At 68.2% G+C, this 6,000-nt stretch carries 5 protein-coding genes and 1 rRNA gene; all 6 read left to right on the top strand.

What is annotated here, in order from left to right:
* Positions 1–7: 7 nt before the first annotated feature.
* The 6 genes from rrf (at position 8) to P3G67_RS21325 (ending at position 5,930) form a co-directional block, all read left to right on the top strand.
* Positions 8–124 (top strand): 5S ribosomal RNA (gene rrf, locus P3G67_RS21350).
* A 247-nt stretch (positions 125–371) separates the two neighbouring features.
* Positions 372–980, top strand: a complete 609-nt coding sequence (locus tag P3G67_RS21345; protein ID WP_269857129.1) for a CDP-alcohol phosphatidyltransferase family protein — start codon at positions 372–374, stop codon at positions 978–980.
* Between the two features lie 150 nt (positions 981–1,130).
* Positions 1,131–3,626, top strand: coding sequence for a mannose-1-phosphate guanyltransferase (locus P3G67_RS21340; RefSeq protein WP_276094881.1), 2,496 nt, complete (start codon positions 1,131–1,133; stop codon positions 3,624–3,626).
* A 156-nt stretch (positions 3,627–3,782) separates the two neighbouring features.
* On the top strand, positions 3,783–4,715 hold the full coding sequence (locus P3G67_RS21335; protein ID WP_276094890.1) for a DUF881 domain-containing protein: 933 nt from the start codon (positions 3,783–3,785) through the stop codon (positions 4,713–4,715).
* Positions 4,712–5,044, top strand: coding sequence for a small basic family protein (locus tag P3G67_RS21330; protein WP_255932469.1), 333 nt, complete (start codon positions 4,712–4,714; stop codon positions 5,042–5,044). Before P3G67_RS21335 ends, P3G67_RS21330 begins: the two co-directional genes overlap by 4 nt.
* A 7-nt stretch (positions 5,045–5,051) precedes the next feature.
* Entirely contained in the window at positions 5,052–5,930 is an 879-nt protein-coding gene (locus P3G67_RS21325; RefSeq protein WP_276094880.1) for a DUF881 domain-containing protein, read from the top strand.
* The last annotated feature ends 70 nt before the right edge of the window (positions 5,931–6,000 follow it).

Genomic DNA, 6,000 nt, shown 5'->3' with positions numbered 1-6,000 from the left:
ATAGTGTTTCGGTGGTCATAGCGTTAGGGAAACGCCCGGTTACATTCCGAACCCGGAAGCTAAGCCTTTCAGCGCCGATGGTACTGCAGGGGGGACCCTGTGGGAGAGTAGGACACCGCCGAACAATCATTGCAAAAAGGGGCCTCTTCCCGGACCGGTGGTCGGGGAAGAGGCCCCTTTCGCGTTCCCGGAGCCGCCCGGAGTGCCGCCGACCGTGCCCCCTATGCGCTGGGCACGCTCCTGCCCCGGTAAGGTCAAGACACATCGTCGTTACGTTCGTTCACAGGGCCTGCGTCACCCGCATGGTCCAGACGGCGAGCGCCACTTACCGCTACTGACCGGTACCGGACTTACAACAGGAGGCACTGCGGGTGGAGGTCCAGGAGACACGGGTGCAGACTGACCGGGTCCTCACCATCCCCAACATCCTCAGCATGGCGCGTCTCGTCGGTGTGCCGGTCTTCCTGTGGCTGATTCTCTGGCCGACGTTCGGCGGACCGAACTGTGATGGTTGGGCCCTGCTGGTACTGGCACTGAGCGGAGTCAGCGACTACCTGGACGGCAAACTCGCCCGGCGGTGGAACCAGATCAGCAGTCTCGGCCGCATCCTCGACCCTGCGGCCGACCGGCTCTATGTTCTGTCCACCCTTGTCGGCCTCACCTGGCGGGAGATCCTGCCCTGGTGGCTGACCGGTGCCCTGGTCGCCCGCGAGCTGATGCTGGGTGTGGCGGTACTGGTGCTGCGCAGGCACGGATACGGGCCGCCGCAGGTGAACTTTCTGGGGAAAGCGGCAACTTTCAACCTCATGTACGCCTTTCCGCTACTGCTGCTGAGCGAGGGCAACGGGTGGTTGCACACGCTCGCTGCTATTTTCGGATGGGCGTTCGCCGGATGGGGTACAACGCTGTACTGGTGGGCAGGAATCCTCTACGTGGTTCAGGTCCGCCGACTCGTCAGGGCGGACGCCACGGCCGACTGAGCCCGCGCACCCGGCGCACACGAGGCCGGGTGCTCGAGCGCCGGGCCAGTGTTCGAGCGCCGGGTCAACGCTGGAAAGCGCTGGATCCACGTGGATCCGGACGGGTGAAGTCGGCGAGATTGCCGTCTCTTCGAGGAGGACGCTTCCGACATGAAGGCCGTCGTGATGGCCGGTGGCGAGGGTACCCGCCTTCGCCCGATGACCTCCAGCATGCCCAAGCCACTCCTGCCGGTGGTGAACCGGCCGATCATGGAGCATGTGCTGCGGCTGCTCAAGCGGCACGGTCTGAACGAGACCGTGGTTACGGTGCAATTCCTGGCGTCGCTGGTCAAGAACTACTTCGGTGACGGCGAGGAACTGGGCATGGACCTTACCTACGCCCATGAGGAGAAGCCGCTCGGCACCGCAGGGAGTGTCAAGAACGCGGAGGAAGCACTCAAGGACGACGCGTTCCTGGTCATCTCGGGGGACGCCCTGACCGATTTCGACCTGACCGAACTCATCAACTTTCACCGGGAAAAGGGCGCGCTCGTCACCGTGTGCCTCACCCGGGTGCCGAACCCACTGGAATTCGGCATCACGATTGTGGACGAGGAGGGCAAGGTCGAGCGCTTCCTGGAGAAGCCGACCTGGGGACAGGTCTTCTCCGACACCGTGAACACCGGCATCTACGTGATGGAGCCGGAGGTGTTCGACTACGTCGAGCCGGATGTTCCGGTCGACTGGTCGGGGGATGTCTTCCCGCAGTTGATGAAGGAAGGCAAACCCATTTACGGCTACATCGCCGAGGGCTACTGGGAGGACGTCGGCACCCACGAGAGCTACGTCAAGGCCCAGGCGGACGTCCTGGAAGGCCGGGTGGACGTCGAGATCGAAGGGTTCGAGATCTCCCCCGGAGTATGGGCGGCCGAAGGCGCCGACGTGCATCCCGACTCCGTACTGCGCGGCCCGCTCTACATCGGCGACTACGCGAAGGTGGAAGCGGGCGCGGAAATCCGCGAGCACACGGTGATCGGGTCGAACGTCGTGGTGAAGACCGGTGCCTTCCTGCACAAGGCGGTGGTGCACGACAACGTGTACATCGGCCCGCAGACGAATTTGCGCGGCTGTGTCATCGGCAAGAACACCGATGTGATGCGTGCTGCGCGCATCGATGATGGGGCGGTGATCGGTGACGAGTGCCTGATCGGCGAGGAGTCGATCATCGCGGGCAATGTCCGGGTGTACCCCTTCAAGACCATCGAGGCGGGCGCGTTCGTCAACACGTCGGTCATCTGGGAGTCCCGCGGCCAGGCGCACCTGTTCGGGGCACGCGGCGTCTCCGGGATCCTGAACGTGGAGATCACCCCGGAGTTGGCGGTACGGCTGGCGGGCGCCTACGCCACCACCCTGAAGAAGGGCTCCACGGTCACCACAGCCCGCGACCACTCCCGTGGCGCGCGGGCGCTGAAACGTGCCGTCATCTCCGCGTTGCAGGCCAGCGCCATCGACGTACGCGACCTGGAGAACGTGCCGATGCCGGTGGCCCGGCAGCAGACCGCGCGCGGTAGCGCGGGCGGGGTGATGATCCGTACCACCCCCGGGGTGCCGGACTCGGTCGACATCATGTTCTTCGACGAGCGGGGCGCGGACCTCTCCCAGGCCGGGCAGCGCAAGCTCGACCGGGTGTTCGCGCGCCAGGAGTACCGTCGGGCGTTCCCCGGCGAGATCGGCGATCTGACCTTCCCGTCCAGCGTCTTCGACTCGTACACCGGCGCGCTGCTGAGGGCGGTGGACACCACCGGCGTGCGCGAGGCCGGGCTGAAGGTCGTGGTGGACGCCGCGAACGGCAGCGCCGGGATCGTGCTGCCCAACCTGCTCGGCCGGCTCGGTGTCGACGCACTGACCATCAACCCGGGCCTGGACGAGGCCCGGCCGACCGAGACCGCGGACGAGCGCAGGTCGGGGCTGATCCGCCTGGGCGAGATCGTCGCCTCGGCCAGGGCCGCGTTCGGAGTGCGCTTCGACCCGGTCGGCGAGCGGATCTCCCTGGTGGACGAGCGCGGCAGGATCGTGGAGGACGACCGCGCTCTGCTGGTCATGCTGGACCTCGTCGCGGCGGAGCGGCGCAGCGGGCGGGTGGCGCTGCCGGTGACCACCACTCGGATCGCGGAGCAGGTCGCCGCCTACCACGGCACGCAGGTGGAGTGGACCACCACCTCGCCTGACGACCTGACCCGGGTCTGCCGGATGGAGTCCACGATCTTCGGCGGTGATGGGCGCGGGGGTCTGATCATCCCGGAGTTCAGCAGTGTCTTCGACGGCGCCGCCGCCTTCGTACGGCTGGTCGGCCTGGTCGCCCGCACCCAGCTCACCCTCAGCCAGATCGACGCGCGGATTCCGCGGGCGCATGTGCTCAAGCGGGACCTGGCCACGCCTTGGGCGGTCAAGGGAATGGTCATGCGGCGGGTCGTGGAGGAGGCGGGCGATCGCTTTGTCGACACGACCGACGGTGTGCGGGTGGTGGAGCCGGACGGCCGCTGGGTACTGGTGCTGCCCGACCCGGCGGAGGCGGTGACCCGGCTGTGGGCGGAGGGACCGGATGACGCCTCCGCCCAGGCGCTGCTGGACGAGTGGTCCGCCGTCGTGGAGAGCGCCGGTCACTGATTTCCGGACGTATGCGCGTCGCCGTTCCCTCGGGGCGGCGACGCGTGCCGTACGTGCGGGTCTCATCGCCGCGCGTGTGCGCCACGGGAGCTGACGCGGAGTTGAACGGCGCGTCGTACGGGGGCCGTTCGAGAAGTGTCGGTGCGACGTGCGACGATGTGCGGCATGCCGCAGCAGCCCCCCGTTCGGAGCACCTCGACGCCGCCACCGCGCCGTGACGCCTCCATGTCGCTGCTGACCAACATCATGGAGCACAGCCTGGACGACGGCTACGCGGAGGCCGCCGCCCGCCGTGGCGAGACCGGGCGCTCCCGGCTGCCGAGCACCACCCGCGCCCGGGCCGTTTTCGCCGGCGGGCTGGTGGTCGTCGCCCTGGTGATCACGCTCGGCGCCGCCCAGGCGCAGTACTCCGCGCCCACGCTGGCCAAGGAGCGCCAGGAGCTGATCGACCGCATCAGCGCCGAGACCCGTAGCACCGACCGGTTGCAGAAGGACGTGAACACCCTGCGCGGCCAGGTCGAGTCACAGCAGCGGAACGCGCTGCCCCGGCACGGCAGGGACGACGCGGACCTGATGAGTCTGCTCTCCGGTGCGACGGCGGTCAGCGGACCCGGTGTCCAACTGGTAGTGGACGACGCCAAGGAAGCCTCCGGAGGCACCGGTTCCGGGCCACGGGAGACCAGCGGTTTCTCCGACACCGGCCGGGTGCGCGACCGTGACCTCCAGCGCGTGGTCAACGGACTGTGGCAGTCCGGTGCCGAGGCGGTCTCCATCAACGGGCAGCGGCTGACCGCCTTGTCCGCGATCCGCGCCGCGGGTGAGGCGATACTGGTCGACAACAAGCCGCTGGTGCCCCCGTACACCGTGCTCGCGATCGGCGACGGACCGCGACTGAGCACATCCTTCCAGGGCAGTGCGGACGGCCAGTACCTGCGTGTGTTGCAGCAGAACTATGGCATCCGTACCAGCATTTCGGTGAAGGACGAGGTGCGGCTGCCCGCCGCCCCGAGCGTGGCGGTGCGCATCGCCGCGCCGGTCGCGGGTAGTGGCGGCTCGGGTACCGCGCAGACAGGGAAGGTCAAGAAGTGATCGCCGTATTGGGGCTCGTCGTCGGAGTCGTGGTCGGGCTGGTGCTGCGGCCCGTTGTGCCGTCGGCGGTGGAGCCCTATCTGCCGATCGCCGTGGTCGCGGCGCTGGACGCGGTGTTCGGCGGGGTGCGCGCGATGCTCGACGGGATCTTCGACGACAAGGTCTTCGTGGTGTCGTTCCTGTCGAACGTCGTGGTCGCCGCGCTGATCGTCTTCCTCGGCGACAAGCTCGGCGTCGGCGCCCAGTTGTCGACCGGCGTGGTCGTGGTGCTCGGCATCCGCATCTTCTCCAACGCGGCGGCCATCCGCCGCCATGTGTTCCGGGCGTGAGGCGGCGATGAGCGACAACGAGCGGTCGGAGGGGCAGCCGGAGCGCCAGCCGCTGCCCCCGGAGTCGGCGTCCGAGGGCAAGCCGACGCCCGGTCCGGAAGCGGAACCGGAACCTGAGGTCAGGTCAGAGCCGGACCCGGAGAGGGAGACCGGGACCGCCGGACGTCCCACTGGTATGCAACGGCTGGTCAACGGGCTGTGGCCGCCGCGCTTCACCCGGGCCCAACTCATCTTCGCCCTGCTGCTGTTCGCGCTGGGCCTGGGGTTCGCCATCCAGGTCCGCACCGCCAGTGACAACGGTGTGCTGCGCGGTGCCCGTCAGGAGGACCTGGTGCGGATCCTGTCCGAACTGGACGCCAGGACCCAGCGGCTGGAGGACGAGAAGCGCGGTCTGGACAACCAGCGCACCGAGTTGCAGAGCAGTTCGAACCAGGCCGCCGAGGCACAGAAGCAGACCCAGCAGAAGGCGCAGCAACTCGGCGTGCTGGCGGGCACGGTGGCCGCCCAGGGCCCCGGGATCACGCTGACGATCCGCCCGTCCGGTGGTGCCGTCTCGGCGGACGAACTGCTGGACACGTTGCAGGAACTGCGGGCCGCGGGGGCGGAGGCGGTGCAGATCAACGACGTACGGGCGGTGGCGGGCACGTACTTCACGGACGCCGGGGGCGGCGTGTCGGTCGACGGGCACCAGCTGTCGCCACCGTACGTGTTCAAGGTCATCGGCAACCCGCCTGACCTGCAACCGGCGTTGAACATCCCCGGCGGCGTGGTCCAGACCTTGCAGAAGGAGCAGGCTACGGTATCCGTTGTACCGTCGCAGAAGATCGTCGTGGACGCCTTGCGATCGGTGAAACAGCCTGACTACGCTCGGTCGTCAGGCCAGTGAGGCGGGGGGACATGGAGCGCAGCTGGGGAGGGGTTGACGGCGCGAGGGGGCGGCGTACCGAAGGGGCGGT

Origin of the sequence: Streptomyces silvisoli (genome assembly GCF_029269905.1) — a bacterium.
GTDB classification, from domain to species: Bacteria; Actinomycetota; Actinomycetes; order Streptomycetales; family Streptomycetaceae; genus Streptantibioticus_A; species Streptantibioticus_A silvisoli_A.
This window is presented reverse-complemented; position numbering and strand designations above follow the sequence as displayed.